The sequence below is a fragment of the Flammeovirga agarivorans genome (assembly GCF_012641475.1).
Taxonomy (GTDB): domain Bacteria; phylum Bacteroidota; class Bacteroidia; order Cytophagales; family Flammeovirgaceae; genus Flammeovirga; species Flammeovirga agarivorans.
This window is the reverse complement of sequence record NZ_JABAIL010000004.1, coordinates 570,560-591,920: the sequence shown is the minus strand read 5'-3', so window position 1 is coordinate 591,920 and position 21,361 is coordinate 570,560. Positions and strand designations below refer to the sequence as shown.

The following is a 21,361-nucleotide window of genomic DNA, read 5'->3' as shown; positions in this document are numbered from 1 at the left end:
TAATTTTTACACATACTTTCTATTTAGAGTATGTTTTTGTTGATTTGCAAAGTTAAAGTTTAAGCTAAGGCATAAACTGTCTTAAAGGGCAACATTTTGACGGATTTAATAACCTAGCAGACTTGAGTAAATACAATAACTTGAAACTGATAGCAAAAATATAATATATGGGATTATTTGATTTCTTTTCTAGCGATTTAGCAATTGACCTAGGCACAGCAAATACTCTGATTATCCAAAAAGATAAAGTGGTAGTAGACGAGCCTTCAATCATTGCATTGGATCGTCAGAACGGAAAAGTTATCGCGGTGGGTAACAAAGCCATGCAGATGCATGAGAAAACTCACGAAAATATTAGAACAATTAGACCTTTAAGAGATGGTGTAATTGCCGATTTCCATGCTGCTGAACAAATGATACGTGGTATGATCAGAATGATCAACCAGGGAAAAAGATTCTTCACTCCATCTCATAGAATGGTAATTTGTATTCCTTCTGGTATTACAGAAGTTGAAAAACGTGCCGTTCGTGACTCTGCTGAACATGCAGGAGCTAAAGAAGTATACATGATTCCTGAGCCAATTGCTGCTGCTATTGGTATCGGTATTAATATTGAACAGCCAGTAGGTAGTATGATTGTTGATATTGGAGGTGGTACAACTGAAATTGCAGTAATTGCTCTTTCTGGTATCGTTGGTGATCAATCAATCAGAACAGCAGGTGATGTATTTACAAGAGATATTCTTGATTACATGCGTCGACAACATAACCTTTTAATTGGTGAACGTTCTGCCGAGAAAATTAAAGTAGAAGTAGGTTCTGCTTTAACAGAATTGGAAGAAGAAATCGAGCCATTCGAAGTACGTGGTCGTGACTTGATGACAGGTATTCCTAAAGTAATTACTGTAACATATTCTGAAGTGGCTTATGCAATTGATAAGTCAATCTCTAAGATAGAAGAAGCTGTTTTAAGAGCTTTGGAAACTGCTCCTCCAGAATTATCCGCTGATATCTACGATAGAGGTATTCACTTAACTGGTGGTGGTGCATTATTGAGAGGTCTCGATAAAAGACTTTCAATTAAGACAAAACTTCCAGTCCATGTTGCTGATGACCCGTTAAGAGCGGTAGTTAGAGGTACAGGTCAAGCATTAAAAGATCTAGATGATTATAAAGCAGTATTAATGACTTAATAGCTTTATAGTTTATTATATAAAAACTCTTTAGTAGAAGGTTATCTTTTACTAAGGAGTTTTTTTTTGTTTACTAATCATAAAAAATGACAAGTTCATTGATATATGGTAATTATTTTCTGATTTCTCTCGTATATAACATTGTTTACTATTAAACAATCAATTAACTATTATAATCTATATTACTACAGTGAGAAGAAATTTCAGGTATTTAGTCCCACAAACTACGATGTCATTAAATGAAATAGAAAAGGTGATTACCTCATGGGAAGTTCCATTTATTTTCGAAGGAAAAGAAGTGAAAGTTTTTAATATTGGAAGAATGATCGAGATATGTATCAATTTCAATACCGTGATGAATGGAGGGAAGCTAGTGCAGAAAAATAAGCTTTCTAAAGTACGGAAGTTACAAATCCATGAATGTTTCGAAAAGAAAATATTATTAGAGTTAGTTCATGATAATTAAAAAAACACCCTGTTATCAATATAGATAGCAGGGTGTTTTACATTATGTTAGGTGTATATATTATCTTACACCATGTGCTTTACTTTCGTATAAGCCTGATGAAGTCATTTCTACAAACTCTACCTGACCTTTCATTTGGTCGATAGCTGTAGCTCCTTGGTAAGTCATACCAGAAGCAAGACCTCCTAAATATTTTTTGATAATAGGTTCAACTGGCCCTTTATAAGGGACCAAAGTCTTTTCACCTTCGACAGAAATTACTTCTCTCGATTTTTTATTGTCTTTTTTCAATTTACTGATCGCAGCATCAAAAGAGGCCATACCTCTATAAGTTTTGAATTTGCCTTCAGTAGTAGTGATCAATTCACCTGGAGCTTCATCAGTACCAGATACGATTGAACCTACCATTACATTATCAGCACCAGCTCCAATTGCTTTAACAATATCACCTGGAGTTTTGATGCCACCATCTGCACAAATTGGAATACGATCACCAACAGCTTGATAAACATCATCAATGGCAGTTAATTGTGGTACTCCTGAACCTGTCATGATACGAGTAGTACACATAGAGCCAGGGCCAATACCAACTTTTAATGCATCTGCACCCCATTCTAAGAAATCTACAGCTGCATCGCGAGTGGCAATGTTACCAACCATTACATCAATTTGAGGATAATTCTTTTTGATGAATAGAAGAGTCTCTTTTGTCATTTCAGAGTGCCCATGAGCAATATCTAAAACAATAATATCGACCTTAGCTTCTGCAAGTGCTGCTAATCTTTCTTCATAATCTTTAATACCTAAAGCAGCTGCACATAAAAGACCTTCTGCCTTAACTTTTTTTACTTCTTCAGCTTGCTCTTCAATCGTTAAAAAACGGTGAAGAACACCTAAACCACCAAGTCTACCAACTGCAATACACATATTGCTTTCGCAAACTGTGTCCATGTTAGCAATTAAAACTGGGATATCAATTGAATGATTTTTAGTTACTTTAGTAGTAAATTTCACATCCCTACGAGATTTGATGGTGTTGTATTTAGGTACAATTAACACGTCATCAAAACTATATGCCTTTCTGATTTTCATACTGAAAGATTATACTGTAATTTTACATTCACAAAACAAACAAATATAATGTTTTCAATGCAATTGCATTGTTAATGAGTTGTGAATAAATATTATGGAAAATAAAATAGGTGTGACCTTGATCACAGGGTTCCTTGGTGCAGGCAAGACCACTTTTCTTAACAATTTAATCGAAAAATATCCGAATACAAAGTTTGCCGTTATCGAAAATGAATTTGGTGAAGTAGGTATTGATGGAGGATTAGTTGTAGATAAACAAGAAGATATATTTGAGCTGTCTAATGGATGTATTTGTTGTAATCTAAATGGTGAGCTAAGGGATATACTTAGAAAACTATTACAATGTGAAAATAAGATAGACCATTTATTAATTGAGACTACTGGAATTGCTGAGCCTAGCGCTGTCGCCGCTGCTTTTGTAGGTGATCCAGGTATTGCAAGTATTTTTGAAATTAATGCGACTGTAGGTTTAGTAGATGCTAAAAATTTTGTGCAGTCATTAAGTGATCATGAGGTAGCATTAAAACAAGTCGCATTTTCAGATATATTATTTCTTACCAAATGTGATTTAGCGACTGAAGATGAAATCAAATCTGCTGCATTACAGGCAAAACTTATTAATCCTGCAGCTTTTGTTGAAAGAATTTATAATGGTGAAAAAGTAGAGAATGATATTCTTTCATTGAATTCTTACAATGCAAATAAAGTGGAAGAAAGGACGAGCTTTATTCAACATCACCATGAGCATCAACACGGAGATGTAGTTTCTTATTCATTCACTTTTGAGGGTGGAGTAGACCCTGTGAAGTTGGAAATGTGGCTCTCGGTATTATTACAATTACAATATGAAGTTATCTATCGCTTTAAAGGGATCTTCAATATTAAAGGAGAAACGAATAAAGTAATTGTACAAGGTGTTAGAAATGAATCAAAAATTGTAATAGGGAACCCTTGGAAACCTTCAGAAGATAAATTGAATAGGATAGTAGTAATTGGAAAAGGTATCAAAAAGGAGGCTATAGAGAGAAAAATTAAGTCCATCCTAAGATAGATGTTTTCTAAATTCTTGTTAATCCATAATTTCATTTCGGATAATTGTTGGGTTTAAAATGAAAAGTTCTTACTTTTGCAAACCCGAAAAGTATTCGGGTAATGAATTTTTGAATTTTTCAAAAAATTTTATTTAAAATGGCAATTAAGCATTATGAAGTAGTCTTCATCGTGACACCTGTGTTGTCCGATTCCGAAACCACGGAGACTATTGCTAAATTTGAAGGTCTTTTGAAAGGTGCAGATGCAGATGTGTACCATTCTGAAGATATGGGACTTAGAAAGTTAGCGTACCCAATCGACAAAAAGTCTACGGGTCACTACCACCTGTTTGAATTCAAAGCAGATCCGTCAATCATCGCTAAATTCGAAATCGAATTAAAGCGTGACGAAAACATCTTACGTTTCTTAACTGTCTCTTTAGACAAGCACGGTGTTGATTTCAACGCTCGTAGAAGAAATGGTGAGTGGGCAAAAAAATCTGAAACTGAAGAAAAATCGGCATAATGAGTCTCCAAAACGAACCTATCAACAGAAGACAAGAGCGTACTAAAAAGTACTGCCGCTTCACAAAGTACGGTGTGAAATACATCGATTATAAGGATCCTGAATTCTTATTAAAATTCTTAAACGAGCAAGGTAAAATTTTACCTCGTCGTATTACAGGTAACTCGCAAAAATTCCAAAAGAAAATTGCTAGATCTGTAAAACGTGCTCGTCAACTTGCTCTTCTACCTTACGTAGCAGACGGTTTAAAGTAATCTTTATTAGATATTTAAAAATTTATCCTTAATCATGGAAGTAATTTTAAAAACAGATATCAAAGGTTTAGGTTACAAGAACGACATTGTTAACGTTAAACCTGGATACGGTAGAAACTATTTGATCCCTCAAAACTTCGCTACATTAGCTACGCCAGCTAACATTAGCATGAGAAACGAAGAGATCAAGCAAGCTGCTCACAAACTTGAAAAAGTTAAGCAAGATGCTGAAGCATTAGCAGCTAAAATTGGCGAAATGACTTTAACACTTACTGCTAAAGCAGGTGAAAGTGGTAAAATATTTGGTGCGGTTACTCCATTGCAAGTAGCTGACGCTTTGAAAGCTCAAGGTTATGATATTGACCGTAAGCGTATTGGTTTCAATGCTGAAATCCGTATGTTAGGTGAGTATACAGCTATCCTTGATCTTCACAAAGAAGTTCAGCACGAAATTGCATTAGAAGTAGTTTCTGCATAATTAAAGTTTAAGAATTTACTGCCGTTAGGCAGCAATCTTATCACTTTGAGTTTTTTCCTTAAGAGGCTTTCTGGTTTTTATCAGAAAGCCTCTTTCGGTTTTATACAATTCTATGTCTGAATAACACCGACATTATATCTTTTATCTGTTTTGTTTTGGTTGGCAGCTTCTATCCCAAGCGAAATATACTTTCTGGTTTCTTCTGGCTTAATAACTTCATCAACCCATAATCGAGCAGCAGCATAATATGGAGATAGTTGATCATCATATTTAGCTTTAATTTCATCAAAAAGTTCTTTCTCTTCTTCTTTCGAAAGCTCTTTTCCTTGTGACTTTAGGGTGGAAATTTTTATTTGTAGAAGAGTAGTAGCAGCAGATTTCCCAGACATAACAGCTATTTGTGAAGTAGGCCAAGCTAACATTAATCTTGGATCATAGGCTTTGCCACACATGGCATAATTACCAGCACCGTATGAATTACCAATCACTAATGAAAATTTAGGTACAACAGAGTTACTCATGGCATTAACCATTTTTGCTCCATCTTTTATGATACCATTATGTTCTGAACGGGATCCGACCATAAACCCTGTTACATCATGAATAAATAATAAAGGAATCTTTTTCTGATTACAATTCATGATAAAACGAGCTGATTTGTCAGCAGAGTCAGAATAGATAACTCCACCCATTTGCATTTCTCCCTGCTTTGATTTCACAATTTTTCTTTGATTAGCAACAATACCTACAGCCCAGCCGTCGATTCTTGCATAACCACATAAGATACTTTGTCCATATCCTTCTTTGTATTGATCAAATTCAGAGTTGTCAACCAATCGATGTATCACCTCAAGCATATCATAAGGCTTTGTTCTGTCTATTGGGAAAACATTTTCGATGGTACTGATACTTTCTTTTGGAGATTGTGAAGGTTTTCTATTGAAACCAGCTGTGTCATTCTCTCCAATTTTGTCCACAAGCCTTTTTATTTGCTCAAGACATGCAGTATCATCTTCACATTTATAATCTGTAACACCAGAAATTTCAGAATGTGTACTTGCTCCGCCCAAGGTTTCATTATCGATGCTTTCTCCAATAGCGGATTTCACTAAGTAAGAGCCTGCTAGGAAAACTGATCCTGTGCCATCAACAATTAATGCCTCGTCAGACATAATGGGTAAGTAGGCACCTCCTGCAACACAACTTCCCATGATTGCTGCAATTTGTGGAATACCTTCAGAAGACATGATCGCATTATTTCTGAAGATTCTTCCAAAGTGTTCTTTGTCTGGAAAAATTTCATCTTGCATTGGAAGGTATACTCCAGCACTATCCACGAGATAAATGATGGGAATTTTGTTTTCAATGGCAATTTCCTGTGCTCTGAGATTCTTTTTTCCAGTTATTGGAAACCATGCACCGGCCTTAACGGTAGCATCATTGGCAACGATGACGCATAGTCGATCGGAGACTTTGCCCATAACGACGACGACACCTCCAGATGGGCATCCGCCATGCTCTTTGTACATTTCATCTCCTGTAAAAGTACCGATTTCAATACTTTCATTGGGGAAGTCAAGTAAAAGATTCACCCTTTCTCTAGCAGTAAGTTTTCCTTTAGACTTGTGTTTTGCAATCTTCTTTTCACCACCGCCAAGATGAGTGGTTTTTCTTTTTGCGTCAAGTTCATTGAGGTAAGTAGCTAGTGTTTTTTCTGAGTGTTGATTTTGTTTAGTAGAATAATTCATATGTGTTATATACTGGGTTTGATGCGTGTTTAAATCATCAATTCAAATTACAAGTACATATTGAAGGAACAAATTTTTTATAGAAAAAACATTCCACAGAATATACATTTCATGAATTAATTCTAGTCTTTAGTCCGATGAATTCTAAATAAAAACTAAAATATTGTTTCATCTCATACTGTTTCTTGCATGATATTGTTAATATTTATCATTAATCGAAGCTTGTTTGTGCGTTTTTGTGCGTATATCTGCTTGAGTGTGTAAATTTAACACGAATAAAAAATTACCGTCAATACATACAATCACGATTATGCGTACTAGAAGAGAATTTCTCAAATTTTCAGCATTAACATCAGCAGCTTTAGTTACTCCACAATTATCAACATTTGCTTTTTCAGGTAAAAGTAAAGGCACAAAACCAATTATGATCTCAACATGGAACCATGGTTTTGGTGCAAATGCAGCAGGATGGGAAATACTAAACAAAGAAGGTTCAGCAATGGATGCTATAGAAGCAGGGGTTAGAGTTCCAGAAGCAGATCCTAACGAAAGAAGTGTTGGATATGGAGGTCTACCTGATCGTGATGGTAAGGTAACATTAGATGCATGTATCATGAATCATAAATATGAGTGTGGTTCAGTAGCGTTTTTAGAAGATATTATGCATCCTATCTCAGTTGCTAGATTGGTAATGGAAAAAACGCCTCATGCAATGCTAGTAGGTGAAGGAGCTAAACAATTTGCACTAGAAGAAGGGTTTAAAGAAGAGAATCTTTTGACACCAAAATCTGAAGCAGATTGGAAAGAATGGCTAAAAAAATCAGAATATAAACCTGTTATTAATATAGAAAACCATGATACTATTGGAGCACTAGCATTAGATGCACAAGGTAATTTAGCTGGAGCTTGTACTACTTCAGGTGCAGCGTACAAAATGCATGGTAGAGTTGGGGATTCTCCTTTGATTGGTGCAGGACTTTTTGTTGATGGAGAAATTGGAGCAGCTTGTGCAACAGGACTTGGTGAAGCAGTAATTAGAACGGCTGGTTCAGCAATGGTAGTTGAGCAGATGAGAAATGGGAAATCACCAAAAGAGGCTTGTGAGATTGTTGTTAAAAGAATCATCAAAACTCATCAAGATAAAATGGAGAACCTTCAAGTAGGGTTCTTGGCTTTAAATAAAGACGGTGAATATGGAGGCTACAGTATTAGAAGTGGATTTAACTTCGCTGTAGTTGATAATACTAACGGGAATAGAATGGAGGATGCTTCATTCAAAATGAAATGGTAAAAAACTTAGTTAAAATTCTACTTACTTCAACGATTGATAAATAATGAAATCTAGATTACTACTATCCTTGGTAACTATTTTTATAGTTGCTGCCTGTGGCACAAAGGAAAAACAAACAGAAACGAAAGAAAGATATACATCTTATGTAAACCCATTTGTTGGTACTGACGGACCTGGTAATACATATCCAGGAGCAACTGTACCTCATGGTATGGTTCAATTAAGTCCTGATAACGGCATTTCTGGTTGGGATAGAATTGCAGGATATTTTTGGCCAGATTCAACAATAGCAGGTTTTTCACACACCCATTTATCAGGTACAGGTGCAGGTGATCTGTATGATATCCTTGTGATGCCTTTAAATAGTAAGAGTACTAGAATGGTAGAAGAAGGTGGAAATCTAAGACCTGTTTCTCTTTTCTCTCATGATCAAGAACATGCGGAACCTGGCTATTATACCGTTGACCTTTTAGATTATGATATTAAAGCGGAGTTAACAGCTACATCTAGAACGGGTTTTCATAAATACACTTTCCCAAAGGATAAAGAGTCTTTTATTCTTTTCAACTTAGGATATTCTCTAAACTGGGATGGACCCACTGATACCTATATTAAAGTAGTTGATGAAAAAACAATTGAAGGTTATCGTTTTTCTTCTGGTTGGGCACCTGAACAAAGAGAATACTTTGTAGCTGAGTTTAGTCAACCTTTTACCAAGTACCAATTAATTAATTCAGTAGATGGTAAAAATCTAAAAGAGATAAAAGGAGAAGAGGTAAAAGCGAAGAAAACGAGAGGTTATTTCTTCTTTGATACTCCAGAGGTAAAAAATGAAATTTTAGTGAAAGTAGGTTTGTCAAATAGTAGTATTGATGGTGCTAGAAAGAATTTGCAAGCCGAAAATACGGGTTGGGATTTTGCAAAAATCAAACAACAAGCCTCTGATACTTGGGAAGAGGAACTGAAAAAAATTGAAATCGTAACCCCAAATAAAGAATATAAACGAGTATTCTATACTGCAATGTATCAAGCTTTATTAGCTCCAACTTTACTTTCTGATATAGATGGTAATTATAAAGGAGCAGACCAGAAAGTGCATAAAGCTGAAGGGTATGATAAGTATGATACTTTCTCACTTTGGGATACTTACAGAGCAACACATCCATTATATACTTTAATTCATACGAATAGAGTACCTGACATGATCAATTCATTCTTATCTCATTACGATGAAACAGGATTACTTCCTGTATGGTCAATGAAAGGTAATGAAACAAATATGATGATTGGTTACCATGCTGTTCCTGTAATTACCGATGCATACTTTAAAGGAATTAAAGGATTTGATGTAAAAAAGGCTTACGAAGCTTGTAAGGCTTCTGCAATGAATGAGCAAGGGGATGCAATGGCTGATTATATGAAATTTGGTTATGTTCCATTAAACTTCGATCACGAAAACTGGTCTGTTTCAAAAACATTAGAATATGCTTATGATGATTGGTGTATTGCACAGTTTGCAAAAGATTTAGGGAAGATGCAAGATTACGAATACTTCTCAAAAAGAGCTGAAAACTGGAGAAATGTTTATGACAAAGAATCTAGCTTTATGCGTCCAAAAGATGATAAAGGAGAGTTTATTAAAGATTTTATAGCAAAAGATTATACAGATCATTTCTGTGAGAGTAATGCTTGGCAATACTTCTGGTATGTTCCTCAAAATGTTGATGGTTTAATTGAGTCAGTTGGAGGAGCAGAAAGGTTCGAACAGAAACTGGATTCAATGTTTTCTTATTACCCAACAGCAGATGATAAATTACCTATTTTCTCAACAGGTATGATCGGTCAGTATGCTCATGGTAATGAACCTTCTCACCACGTAGCTTATCTATATAACTACATCAATAAGCCAAAGAAAGGACAGAGGGTATTAAGAGAAATCATGGATACACAATATAAGTCAACACCTGATGGGGTATGTGGTAATGAAGATTGTGGACAGATGTCATCATGGTTTATCTTAAGTTCATTAGGTATTTATCCGGTGAATCCTGGTAATGCAGTGTATGATTTAGGAACACCATTATTTCCTAAAGCTACTGTTCACTTAGGAAATGGTAAAACACTAACAGTTATCGGACACCAAACAAAAACAAACCCTACAGTTACAAAAGTGATGTTTAATGGTAAAGAGTTGAAGGACCTAACTATTACTCATCAGGAGCTTACACAGGGCGGTACCTTAGAATTTTTACAATAAAAAAAATATACCCACAGTATTTAATTACTGTGGGTTTCCCATAATTATCAATCAAGAAATGAAATTACTACTACTAACGCCAATCATCTTACTAATCCAAATAACCAGTGTTTTTGGACAACAACCTTCACTAGTACCTCAACCCAAAGAAATTCGTTGGGAAAAAGGGAACTTTATATTGACTGAAGATATAAAAATCACAAAGGGAAACTCAGATTTACCTTTGGATTACTTTATTAGTCAGTTAAAGTTTCAGACTGGTATTCAAATCAAAGAATCCTTAGAAGATTATGCGGATATAACATTGAATATAGTAGATGAAATTCCTTTAGGAGAGGAGGCATATATCTTAACTGTAAAAGAAAAGAATATTGATATAACCGCCCATAACCAACAAGGGTTATTACATGGATTATCCACTTTGCTTCAATTGGCAAACCTCGATGCAAATGTACCATGTGTTGATATTCACGATGCACCAAAATACCCTTGGAGAGGATTAATGTTAGATGTAAGTCGACATTTCTTTACAATTGATGTCGTTAAAGAATACTTGGATTTAATGGCTTATTATAAGTTGAATAAATTTCATTGGCATTTAACTGAAGACCAAGGTTGGAGAATAGAGATTAAAAAATACCCAAAACTGACAGAGATAGGTGCTTGGAGAACAGAAAGTGACGGCTCAAAATATGGCGGTTTTTATACTCAAGAACAGATTAAAGAAATTGTTGCTTATGCAGCTAAAAGAGGAATAGAAGTGATTCCCGAAATTGATATGCCTGGCCATATGTTAGGAGCGTTAGCAGCTTATCCAGAATTATCATGTACAGGAGGCCCATTCGAAGTATGGACACGTTGGGGTGTAAGTAAAGATGTATTATGTGCAGGAAATGAAGAGACATATCAATTTATAGAGGATATCTTAGAAGAAGTAATTCCATTATTTCCTAGTAAATATTTTCATGTGGGTGGAGATGAATGTCCCAAAGACCGATGGAAAGCATGTGATAAGTGTCAGTTGAAAATTAGAACTGAGGACCTAAAAGATGAACATGAATTACAAAGTTATTTTATTCATAGAATTGAAAAGGTAGTCAACGAAAATGGAAAACAGATAATTGGTTGGGATGAAATTCTAGAAGGTGGCTTATCTCCAACCGCGACTGTACAATTATGGAGAGATTGGCATGATCCAGAGGCAGTTGGCAAAATTGCCAAAATGGGAAATGATGTGATTGCTTCTCCAACTAGTGCTTGTTATTTTGATTATGATATTGTAACAACAGATGTAGCTCAAGTATATGCTTATAATCCAACACCTAAAGGTCTTTCAAAAGAGGATCAGAAACATATATTAGGTGGAGAATGTACTGTTTGGACAGAAAGAATTCCGGATAAAAATAGAATAGATTTTCAAGTATTCCCTAGGGTCTTAGCATTTTCAGAAGCACTGTGGAAAGGAACAAAAGAGGATGGATTCCATGCTTTTGAAGAAAGAATGTTAGGCCAATATCCAATTTTGGATAAAAAAGGTGTTGCATTTGGTCCATCATCTCAAGTAATGGAAGTGACAACCGAAGAAAAAAATGAAAAATTGGAAGTTTCTGCGAATCTATTGATTGATAATGTGGATTTGAAATATAAAAGTCCAGATCAAACTACATTTACAGAATATAAGAACACTATCCAAGTTACATCATCAGGAGAAATTGTTTTTCAAGCATTTATGGGTGATAAAACATATGGAGACCCTGAGAAAGTAAGTTTCGAAATTCATAAAGGCAATCAAGCTGAATTGAGCTTAATAGATTTACCTTCAACTCCTTATCAAGGTGTTGGTGTAAATAGTTTAATAGATGGAAAATTAGGGAACCCTGAGAAGTTTAAAAATTCAAATTGGATTGGCTTTAATGGATCGTCAATTAATGCAACTTTTCAGTGGAAAGAATCGATTAATATAAAAAGCATTGAATTTAATACTTACGATGAAGTAGCATCATGGATTATGGCACCAAAAGAAATAGAGATTGCCTATTCATTAGATGGTAGCTCATTTAAGAAGTTAAAGACTAAAATCGAAATCACTAAAATCAATCAAAGTAACCATTATCAAGTCAAATTTAAGAAAGAATTGAAAGGTGTGAGAGCCTTAAAATTACTGATTGAAAATGGAGGGTTATTACCTGAAGAGCATCAAGGAGCAGGTAACCCTTCTTGGTTATTTGTCGATGAAATCATTATTAAATAATACAATCTTTTAAAAAATAAATATGCGTCACTATTTCATTTCATTACTCATCTTGCCATTCTTGTCAAGTTGTGTGAAAAATTCAGTTACTAAAGCCAGCAAAGAAAATATACCGGCTTCTTATACAGATTATGTTGATCCATTTATTGGTACGAGTGCACATGGCCATACATTCCCGGGAGCAACTGTACCTTTTGGTATGGTACAATTAAGCCCTGATACTGGAATTGAAGGATGGGACTGGTGTTCAGGATATCATGCTTCTGATAATTCAATTATGGGTTTCTCACACACTCACTTGTCTGGTACTGGTGGAGGTGATTATGGCGATATATTATTAATGCCAACGGTTGGCGAAGTAAAAACAGAGCCAGGATCAAAAGAGAATCCAGATGAAGGTTATAGATCAAGATTTGAACAGGTGAAAGAAGAAGCTTCACCAGGTTTTTACAGTGTATTTTTAGAAGATTATAATGTTACTGCTGAATTAACAGCAACAACAAGAGTAGGTGTTCATAGATATCATTTTCCAGAAACTGAGGATGCTCATATAATTGTCGATTTAAAACACGGAATTTCTGATTCTGCAAGAGAAACTTGGTTTCAAGTAACTGGAGAGAATGAGATTGTTGGTTTAAGAAGATCTTCAGGTTGGGCAAGAGATCAGTATGTATATTTTGTAGCTCAATTCTCGAAACCTTTCAAATCAATTCAAGGGGTATCTGCAGGGCAAACTATAGATAATCCACAAAATGTGAAAGGTGATGATGTGAAAGCAGTAGTTAATTTCTCAACTAAGCAGGATGAAGCTATAGTTGTGAAAGTTGCTATTTCTGGGGTGAGTGTTCAAGGTGCTAGAAAAAACTTGGAAGCTGAAGTGCAAGACTTTGATTTTGATAAAGTGAAAAATCAAGCAAAAACAACTTGGAATGAAAAGCTATCAAAAATTGAAGTAGAAGGTGGTGATCAAGTGAATAAAACTATTTTCTACACAGCACTATATCACTCTATGATCGCTCCAAATGTATATATGGATGTTGATCATAATTATAGAGGAATGGATCATAAAATCTATAAGGCAGAAGGATTTACTAATTATACTTTATTCTCATTATGGGATACATTTAGAGCCACACACCCATTATTTACTTTAATTGCACCAAAGGAAAATAACGATTTTATTAAATCGATGATTGCAAAGTACGAGCAGTCTGGTCAGTTACCTATTTGGGAATTATCAGCGAATGAAACCGGTACAATGATTGGTTTCCATTCAGCTCCAGTAATTGCGGATGCTATTTTAAAAGGACAAGGAAACTTTGATCAGGAATTAGCTTATCAGGCATTGGTAGCAGCTGCAGAAGATCCAAGAAGAGGCTTAAATTGGTTTAACTCTGAAGGTTTTATTCCAGTGGAAAAAGAAGCAAATGCGGTATCGAAAGGGGTTGAGTATGCATATGATATGTGGGTTGTAGCACAAGTAGCTAAGAAATTAGGTAAAACTGAAGATTACAAAAAATATAGTAATAGATCATTAAACTATAAAAACCTTTATGATTCTGAAACAGGATTCTTGAGAGGTAAAAATATGTATGGTGTATGGGATGAGCCTTTCGACCCAATGGCAATTTCATTATTAGGAGCAGGAAATTATACAGAAGGTAATGCATGGCATTACAACTTCTTTGCACCTCAAGATATCAATGGATTAATTGAACTTCATGGAGGCGATCAGGCGTTTGTGAAGAAAATTGATGATATGTTCTCACAAGAAGCTGTAAATGATAATCATATGGCTCATGATGTGACAGGACTTATTGGGCAATATGCACAAGGTAATGAGCCATCGCATCATGTTATTTATCTATACAATTATGCTGGAGAACCGTGGAAATCGCAAGCTCGAATTCGTCAAGTAATGGACGAAATGTATACTTCAGAACGTGATGGATTATGTGGTAACGAGGACTGTGGACAGATGTCTGCTTGGTATGTTTTCTCTGCAATGGGATTCTATCCAGTAAACCCTGCTGATGGACAATATGCTATCGGTAGCCCTGTTTTTGGAAAAGTGACAATACATTTAGATAATGGAAACGATTTTGTGATTGAGGCTGAAAACAATAATGTAAACAACACTTACATACAATCAGCTAGCTTTAATGGGTCTGAATACGACAAGACTTTCATTACTCATAATCAAATTGAAACAGGAGGTGTGATAAAGTTAACAATGGGAGATACACCTTCAGAATGGGGTAAAGAAAAATCAGCTAGACCTACTTCTTATGCTGTACCTCCTTCAGAGGCATTGTCTATCATTGATACAAAAGAGGAAGTTTTTAGACCTTATATCACTAATAAATCGGTCATTTTTAATTCAACAATTGATGTATCATTGAAGGATGTGACACCAGAAGTAGATATTTACTATACTATTGATGGAACTACACCTGATATTAATTCAACGAAGTTTGATAAACCATTTAAATTAGAAAAATCTACTGTTGTTAAGGCTATTGCAGTGAACAGTAAAGGAGTTTCTAGTAAAGTATCTGATTTTGAATTTAAGAAAGCTTACTTTAATACAGGTGAAGAATATCCTAAGTTAAGCATCAACTATGAAAAAAATGCTACATATGATGCGGGTAATAATGGTATCTTGGATGGCGTTTATGCATCAGATAATTTAAGAGATGGTAAGTGGGATGGCGTTTCAAAACAAAACCTTGAGGCAATAGTAGATTTAGGGCAACCTGAAGAATTACATCAAGTGTCTATGGGATTCTTAGAAAATACAAGTTCATGGTTATTCTTACCTAAGAAAATTGAATTCTTAGTATCAAATGATGGAGAAAACTATACTAGTATTGGAATTCAAGAAACTAAAATGCCAAACGATCACCCAATTATTAGTGTCACAAGATTTACTGAAAAAATTGCTGGTGAATATCGCTATGTGAAGGTAATTGCAACTCCTTTTGAGGCAATTCCAAATTGGCACCCTGGCGCAGGAAATAACCCTTGGTTATTCTCAGACGAAATTGTTATTGAGTAAAAATAAGATGCCCACTATTTATTAATAATAGTGGGCTAAATAGCTAAAACGATGAAAAAAATACTTCTACAACTACTTTTGTGTATATCCTTTATGGGGTATTCACAAGATTATACTACCTACGTTAATCCCTTTATTGGTACTACAAATTATGGAGCAACAAACCCTGGAGCAATAGCACCAAGGGGTATGGTTTCTGTTGTACCTTTTAATACATCAGGAGAAGGAAATACTCATGAGAAAGACCAGAATTGGGTATCTTTTCCTTATGCTTATGAAAACAAGATTTTTACAGGATACAGCCATGTCAATCTAAGTGGTGTTGGTTGCCCTGATTTAGGTGCCGTTATTCTGATGCCTACCACAGGTGAACTAGAAATCGATCCTAAAAAATATGGATCTTTATATTCTGAAGAAAAAGCACAGGCAGGTTTATATTCTAATCATTTAGATAAATATGATGTCGATACAAAAGTAACGGCAACCCAAAGATCAGGTATCAGCAAGTTCTCTTTTCCAGCCGGACAAGCCAATATATTAATGAACCTTGGTCAAGCTTTATCCAACGAAAGTGGGGGTATGATTAAAGTGGTGAATGATCAAGAAATTGAAGGAATGCGTATGGTGGGCTCTTTCTGTTACAATAATCCAAAAACAATATACCCTGTTTATTTTGTGATGAAAGTCAACCATAAAGCAGGTAAAGTTGGTGTTTGGCAACAACATAGAAAGATCGAAGGGATCGAAGCACAATGGATGTCCGCTTACAATGGACAACAAAGAATTATTGAAGATGCCTATTATCCAATTATTGGAGATTCATTAGGCGCATACTTCTCTTATGACTTTGAACAGCCAACTGAAGTTGAGGTAAAAATAGGTATATCTTATGTGAGTATTGAAAACGCAAGAGAAAATCTTGAAACTGAAGTGGCTAACGTATCATTTGATGAAATTGCTCAGAGATCAAAAAATAACTGGAACGATGTATTGTCAAAAATTGATGTAAAAGGTGGTTCTAATGATGATAAAACAGTTTTCTATACAGCATTATATCATTCAATGATACATCCTAATGTTCTCAGTGATGTAAACGGAGAATACCCAGCAGCTAAAACCAGAAAAACTAAAATTACTGAAGGAGAAAGATATACTGTCTTTTCATTGTGGGATACCTATAGGAACTTACATCAACTAATGACTTTGGTGTATCCTGAGCAACAGTTAAATATGGTAAATTCCATGTTGGATATTTATGATGAAACAGGTTGGTTGCCAAAATGGGAATTAAATTCAACTGAGACTTTTACAATGGTTGGTGATCCCGCTGCTATTGTAATTTCAGATACTTACATGAGAGGTTTAGATCAATTCGATCAAAAGAAAGCATTTGAAGCAATAACCAAAAGTGCTTACCCTGTAGATGGAGGGAATCCTGTAAGACCTTGTATTGATGATTATATTAAGTACGGATACATTCCTGTTGAAGATGAATTGGATAAGAAATTATGGGCTTCAGTATCTACATCTTTAGAGTATAATATTGCAGATTGGAATATTGCTCAATTTGCTAAAAAGTATGGTGATGAAGATAAATATAAGGAGTTCTTGGCAAGGGCAAATGGTTATAAAAAATTATTTGATAAAGAAACGGACTTCTTAAGACCAAGACATAAAGATGGAACTTGGTATTCACCTTTTGATCCAAACCATGGAGCAAACTTTGAACATAATGTTGGTTACGTGGAAGGGAATGCTTATCAATACAACATGATGGTGCAGTATGATATTCCTGGATTGATCAAACAATTTGGTGGTAATAAATCATTTACAAAACGTTTGGATGAAATATTCTCAACTGGTCAATATGATATGGCCAATGAGCCAGATATCGCTTATCCTTATGCTTATAACTATATCAAAGGGCAAGAGTATAAAACTCAAGAAAAAGTATTAGAACTAAGAGAAAAGTACTTTACAAATCAACCGGATGGTATTGCAGGTAATGACGATACAGGAACAATGTCAGCTTGGGTTGTATTTTCTATGATGGGAATTTATCCGGATGCTCCTGGTACTCCTCAATATGCGATGACAACTCCAGCTTTCGATGAAATAAAAATCACTTTAAATGACCAGTTCTGGGATAACAAGGAAGTGATTATCAAGAAAACAGGAGGAGACTCTAATAGAATAGCTTCTATTAAGATTGATGGAAAAACAATCAAAGGGTATTTTATCCAACATAAAGATCTAGTGAAAGCAAAAGAAATTACTTTTGTGATGAAATAGAACAAAACTAATAGAACTAAAAGGCAGTGCTTAGGCATTGCCTTTTTTTATTGGTATGATATTTTTAGGTAAAGGTGAAAATTGTTTCTATTTTCATTATCTTCAATTGAGACAATTTTTTGATGAGTTTTCTAGATTCTCTCTAACATACTTTCTTAAGAATAAACTATGAAAAAACTATTACTCAATATGGTGGGAGGCCTTCCCTCGGAATGGGCTAGAATTGCAGCCTTGCTTACATTAGGCTTCTTCACTGGTATATTCATGGCGAGTTATAGTGTATCTATAAATACCTTATTTATTTCTCAATTTGGGAATGAAAATGATTTCCCTTTAGCTTTGGTTACTCAAGGTATTTTAGGGATAATCTTTACCATTTTATTTTCAAGACTTCAGAATATTATTGGCTTTAGAAAGCTCGTCTATTATACTTCAATTATCATTTTACTAATAGTAGGGTCTATAGCAACCTCTTTATTAATACTAGAGAAGAATGATATTGTTGTTTTCTTAGGGTTTGCGACTCTTGGACCAATTGCATCGATATCGTTATTGATATTTTGGGGTGCTTTTGGACGACTATTTAACTTTACTCAAAGTAAAAGATTATCTGGTGGTATTGATACGGGACAAGCTGTAGCAACAATTTTAGCCTTTTTCTCTGTTCCTTTAGTTCAACAATTACTTCCATCTTTAGAATACCTGTCTCTTATAGGCGTCTTATCCTATGTTGGCTGTTTCTTTTCAATCGTTTATATCCTAAGGAAATTTAAAATGCATTCTGCGGAGGCGTTGACATTAGGAGGGAACTCAAATGAAGACAAAACAAAAAGAGTTAAGCTTCGAGATTATAAAAGTTACTTTTTTGTGATAAGTATCTTTGTTATGTGTTCTAGTTTTTCTGCTGCATTTGTAGACTATTCTTTTGTAACTGTCACTCCTCAATATTTCTTGGAAGAACAGGAATTAGCGAATTTCTTGGCCTTTTTTGAAGCATTTGTAATCATCGTTTCTTTCTTAGTACAGACGTTTTTAAATGATAGAATATTGGAGGTTTATGGTTTGCAATATTCATTGATGTTACTCCCTGGTATATTAGTTTTCTTCTGTGTTATTGACTTGGTTATCGGATCATTATTTGGACATGATCAATCATCCAATGCTTTCTTAATGTTCTTCTTGATCATTAGTATGTCAAAGCTAGTAACAGATGCATTAAGAGACTCCCTGGAAAACCCGACAGTAAAAATATTCTTCTTTCCGTTACCATCTGAAATTAGATATGAAGCTCAAACTCTTGTTGAAGGTACAGTTGCTCAATTTTCAACACTAGGTGCGGGTATACTTATGATAGGTATCTCAAAACTCAATAGCTACAATATCCTTTATAATAACTTTGTGATATTTGCAATTGTAGGCGTTTGGGTTTTTGTGACTTTCAAAATGTATAACCAATATAGAATTTCTCTTCAAAACTTATTGTCTGCCAATTCAACAGAGTTGGATTATCATGATTCCGTTGGACATAGATTCAAAAATAATAAGATTCAGAATCTATTACAGATGCGTTGGAATAGTGTTCCTCAGAAAGTAGCTCCCTTATTATTTAAGTTAATTGAGCGTTTAGATATTTTTCTTTATAGAAATATTCTCTCTGATGAAGGTAACTTACTTCGTTTCATCAATAAGAGAGAGGCATTAATGAAAATCAAAGAGTATAGTATCTATGAGAGTATTCCTGCCTTAGACAATTTCTCAAATGGTTCTTTTGATGATGATGATATTTTGCTTGTAGTTGCTAAGAACTTAAGTGAAGAATTGAATGCTGAAATAACGCTTGAAATAAATGATGAGAACATTCTGTATTTATCGAAATCATCCACTCCATCTGATAGAATTAGAGCTGCTCGATTGATGTTTAATGAATACAAAGAATCGTATGATGGAATTATTTCAAGGTTAATTCGTGATTATAACTATCAAGTAAGGGTAGAAGCGATGGGATTGGTTGGTCATCATAAAATTTCAACAATGATTCCAGCATTAGTAGAACGTTTATCAATAAAAGGAGATGAACGTATTGCTCTTTCTGCAATTATTGCAGTTGGTGAATCTGGCGCTAAAATCTTAGAAACAGCTTTCCATAAAAACGGTCAAGTACAACAAACCAAACGTCTGATATTACAAGCTTATGCTAAAATAGGTAGTGAAGAGTCAGTACAATTATTGGCGGATAAAATTACTTCACCAGAACGTAAAATATCTTATGAAGCATTATCATTACTTAGTGAACTTGGATGGAATGCAGAAGATGAATACAGTCAACTTTTCTTGAAGGAAGCATTAAAAAGAGAGGCAAATAACTGTTATTGGAATATCGCTACAACTTTAGAAATAGGTGATTCTAAGGAAACGACTTTACTTCATAGAGCTATTCAATCAGAGATATTGGATAACTATAATCAGATGTTCCTTATCATGAATATGCTTTATGACAGAGGTTCACTAAATTTGATCAGAAAAAACCATGAATTAGGTACAGCTGATAGTATCGGTTATGCCGTTGAGCTTTTAGATGTACTGATAGATGAAGATATAAAAGCATATGTATTACCGTTATTTGAGGATATAGGAGTCGAAGATAGGATTAAAAAACTATCTGAATTATTCTATAGAGAACAATATTCTAGTGAATATGTATTGGTTAGATTAATTACTCGAGATCCAAACTGGTTGTCATCATGGGTTAGAGCTTGTGCTTTGTATGCTATTTCGTATAAACCCGCAATTATTAATTCTGAAATTATAGTAGGGCTGTTATTTGACAGTGAGTTGTTAATGTCAGAAATGGCAGCATGGATATTAACCGTAAACTTCCCTGAATTACTTGAAGAAGCATATCCTAGGCTATCACAATCAAAAGAAGCAGATATAAGAGATAAAATGAGGTCTATAGAAAACATGAAATGGACCAACGCACCACACTTAGTGTTCTCAAAAGCTCTCTATTATTCTAATTTATCAGAGTTTCATGGTTTAAGCGGTAACGAACTAGTAGAAATTGCTTCTATAAGTTCTATCCGATTTGTAGAAGCGGGTAAAAAATTAGGTACTGCTGAGGAATTAAAAAGAAGTGGATTATTTGTAGTAAAAGAAGGTGAGCTTGGAATAGGAGAAGGAGATGAGCATACAATTCTATATAAAAAACGTAGTTTATTAGGTACTTATATCTCTCCACAGTCAGATGCATGGATAGGAGATTGCTATGCAATTGAAGATACTAGTTTGTATGAAATTGACGAAGAGTCATTCTTCTTATTGATGACTACAGATATGCACATGGTAGAGCTTATTATGAATAACGTTAGAAGGTCCTTTAGGACATCTATTAATCTTCAAAAAGTTGCTCTATAAAAAATGGCAT

At 34.7% G+C, this 21,361-nt stretch carries 14 protein-coding genes; 12 read left to right on the top strand and 2 right to left on the bottom strand.

Annotation, left to right across the window (positions count from 1 at the left end):
- Window positions 1-167 precede the first annotated feature (167 nt).
- Together HGP29_RS15325 and HGP29_RS15320 are read left to right on the top strand one after the other, a co-directional pair.
- Window positions 168-1,193, top strand: coding sequence for a rod shape-determining protein (locus tag HGP29_RS15325; protein WP_168883297.1), 1,026 nt, complete (start codon window positions 168-170; stop codon window positions 1,191-1,193).
- Window positions 1,194-1,383: 190 nt separating this feature from the next.
- Window positions 1,384-1,659, top strand: coding sequence for a hypothetical protein (locus HGP29_RS15320; protein WP_168883296.1), 276 nt, complete (start codon window positions 1,384-1,386; stop codon window positions 1,657-1,659).
- 60 nt (window positions 1,660-1,719) lie between these two features.
- Here the strand turns inward: HGP29_RS15320 and HGP29_RS15315 are convergent, their stop codons facing one another.
- Entirely contained in the window at window positions 1,720-2,751 is a 1,032-nt protein-coding gene (locus tag HGP29_RS15315; protein ID WP_168883295.1) for a guanosine monophosphate reductase, read from the bottom strand.
- 94 nt (window positions 2,752-2,845) lie between these two features.
- Between HGP29_RS15315 and HGP29_RS15310 the strand changes: the two genes are divergently transcribed.
- The 4 genes from HGP29_RS15310 (at window position 2,846) to rplI (ending at window position 5,040) form a co-directional block, all read left to right on the top strand.
- Window positions 2,846-3,802 carry a CobW family GTP-binding protein gene (locus HGP29_RS15310; RefSeq protein ID WP_168883294.1) on the top strand — a complete coding sequence of 319 codons (957 nt, stop codon included), beginning with the start codon at window positions 2,846-2,848 and terminating at the stop codon, window positions 3,800-3,802.
- A gap of 137 nt (window positions 3,803-3,939) precedes the next feature.
- On the top strand, window positions 3,940-4,308 hold the full coding sequence (gene rpsF, locus HGP29_RS15305; protein WP_168883293.1) for a 30S ribosomal protein S6: 369 nt from the start codon (window positions 3,940-3,942) through the stop codon (window positions 4,306-4,308).
- Window positions 4,308-4,562 (top strand): 30S ribosomal protein S18, encoded by a 255-nt coding sequence (gene rpsR / locus HGP29_RS15300; protein WP_168883292.1) that lies wholly within the window; start codon window positions 4,308-4,310, stop codon window positions 4,560-4,562. The genes rpsF and rpsR overlap by 1 nt, the downstream gene beginning before the upstream one ends.
- Before the next feature lie 34 nt (window positions 4,563-4,596).
- Window positions 4,597-5,040 carry a 50S ribosomal protein L9 gene (gene rplI, locus HGP29_RS15295; RefSeq protein ID WP_168883291.1) on the top strand — a complete coding sequence of 148 codons (444 nt, stop codon included), beginning with the start codon at window positions 4,597-4,599 and terminating at the stop codon, window positions 5,038-5,040.
- A gap of 110 nt (window positions 5,041-5,150) precedes the next feature.
- Here the strand turns inward: rplI and HGP29_RS15290 are convergent, their stop codons facing one another.
- Window positions 5,151-6,788, bottom strand: a complete 1,638-nt coding sequence (locus HGP29_RS15290) for an acyl-CoA carboxylase subunit beta (RefSeq protein WP_168883290.1) — start codon at window positions 6,786-6,788, stop codon at window positions 5,151-5,153.
- 310 nt (window positions 6,789-7,098) lie between these two features.
- On the opposite strand from HGP29_RS15290, the gene HGP29_RS15285 reads away from it, so the two are divergent.
- The 6 genes from HGP29_RS15285 (at window position 7,099) to HGP29_RS15260 (ending at window position 21,351) form a co-directional block, all read left to right on the top strand.
- Window positions 7,099-8,079, top strand: a complete 981-nt coding sequence (locus HGP29_RS15285; RefSeq protein ID WP_168883289.1) for an isoaspartyl peptidase/L-asparaginase family protein — start codon at window positions 7,099-7,101, stop codon at window positions 8,077-8,079.
- A gap of 43 nt (window positions 8,080-8,122) precedes the next feature.
- The gene (locus HGP29_RS15280; protein ID WP_168883288.1) at window positions 8,123-10,336 is read left to right on the top strand and encodes a GH92 family glycosyl hydrolase; all 2,214 of its coding nucleotides are present in this window, start codon (window positions 8,123-8,125) and stop codon (window positions 10,334-10,336) included.
- Window positions 10,337-10,394: 58 nt separating this feature from the next.
- Window positions 10,395-12,587 carry a glycoside hydrolase family 20 protein gene (locus HGP29_RS15275; protein ID WP_168883287.1) on the top strand — a complete coding sequence of 731 codons (2,193 nt, stop codon included), beginning with the start codon at window positions 10,395-10,397 and terminating at the stop codon, window positions 12,585-12,587.
- Window positions 12,588-12,609: 22 nt separating this feature from the next.
- Window positions 12,610-15,645: a GH92 family glycosyl hydrolase gene (locus HGP29_RS15270; RefSeq protein WP_168883286.1), complete on the top strand. Its 3,036-nt coding sequence runs from the start codon at window positions 12,610-12,612 to the stop codon at window positions 15,643-15,645.
- A gap of 51 nt (window positions 15,646-15,696) precedes the next feature.
- Window positions 15,697-17,937: a GH92 family glycosyl hydrolase gene (locus tag HGP29_RS15265; protein ID WP_168883285.1), complete on the top strand. Its 2,241-nt coding sequence runs from the start codon at window positions 15,697-15,699 to the stop codon at window positions 17,935-17,937.
- 168 nt (window positions 17,938-18,105) lie between these two features.
- Window positions 18,106-21,351 (top strand): MFS transporter, encoded by a 3,246-nt coding sequence (locus HGP29_RS15260; protein WP_168883284.1) that lies wholly within the window; start codon window positions 18,106-18,108, stop codon window positions 21,349-21,351.
- Window positions 21,352-21,361: the final 10 nt, after the last annotated feature.